The following is a 1,093-nucleotide window of genomic DNA, read 5'->3' on the forward strand; positions in this document are numbered from 1 at the left end:
CAGCCATGGTACTGTGGCGTTCTACGACCATGGGCGCCGGCATCATCACCGCGATACCGTTGTCGTGACAGGTTCCGTTTCCACCCATCGCCACCACCATCGGCACCATCCCGTGGTGATCGAGAACGACGGGTACTGACCACAGATCTCCGGCCCGATTCTTGAAGGAATCGGGCCACGAGAGGCCCTTTGATCATGCTTTTGGCAGCACCGTCGGCAAGACAATTGCCCCTAGCCAGACTTAGGTCTGACCCCTGCCCGACCGAAGTCCAGGTTGGAAACGCATGCGCTTGCCCCAAATTCGGGGTGGCGGGCAAAAATGATCGATGAAACCAAGAGCAGCAGCATGTCGAACCGTGAGACCAAACGATCCGATGCCCTGAGCACGCGAGTAACAGAGATCAAGGCCAGGATGCAGCAAGCCCAGATTACCGAAGACGAGATGAAGACCTTCCAGAAGGTCGCGGCCATCATGGAGGGCGGCGAGGGCCGAATCGAGGTTGACGACCTGATTGCCGCGTCATTCCTCACCGACACGCTGCTGAACAGCCCGAAGCGTTAAGCGACCATGCCGACGATTAGCAGACTTTTTGATTCCCACGCCGATGCGACGCGGGTCGCTAGCGACTTGGTGGCGGCCGGAATTCCTCGCGTACAGATCGCGATCATCGGGCCTTACAATGACGAGACAGGATCTGTTTGGGTTTCCGCTTTGGGATCGGTACTGGGCGCTGCTGCCGGCGGGTTGGCATGTCTGAGCGTCGTTGCGGCAGTTGGCATCAATCCTGTTGCTGCGAGCGTATTGCCAACAGCGGTGGCTGGCGCGGTCTGTGGCGGCGTTGCCGGCGGTCTGTTTGGAACATTCGCCCTGCACGCCATGAAGGCGGATGATCAGGACGTGGCCGAGGGCGTCGTCCTGGTGACGGCGCATGTCGATGAAAATGACGCCGAGATCGCTCAGACAGTGCTCGGCGGTCCCCCGTCGACGTTGGTGGCCGAAGCAGCTTAGGAAAGCCGCCTCGACGTCGCCGGAACCGGCACTCTCCGTTTGCCAGCGATTGAACTCCACACCCGGCAGATAGCAATTCAGACT

General features: G+C 59.9%; 2 protein-coding genes. Both read left to right on the top strand.

Annotated elements, in window-relative coordinates; all coding sequences use genetic code 11:
* Window positions 1-346: 346 nt before the first annotated feature.
* Complete coding sequence (locus tag EN969_RS32410; protein WP_024503705.1) at window positions 347-562, top strand: hypothetical protein; 216 nt, start codon at window positions 347-349, stop codon at window positions 560-562.
* Window positions 563-568: 6 nt separating this feature from the next.
* Window positions 569-1,009, top strand: a complete 441-nt coding sequence (locus EN969_RS35455; RefSeq protein ID WP_063167694.1) for a hypothetical protein — start codon at window positions 569-571, stop codon at window positions 1,007-1,009.
* Window positions 1,010-1,093: the final 84 nt, after the last annotated feature.

It is taken from the genome of Mesorhizobium sp. M7A.F.Ca.CA.003.01.2.1, from assembly GCF_003998945.1.
In the GTDB taxonomy this organism is placed as follows: Bacteria; Pseudomonadota; Alphaproteobacteria; order Rhizobiales; family Rhizobiaceae; genus Mesorhizobium; species Mesorhizobium ciceri.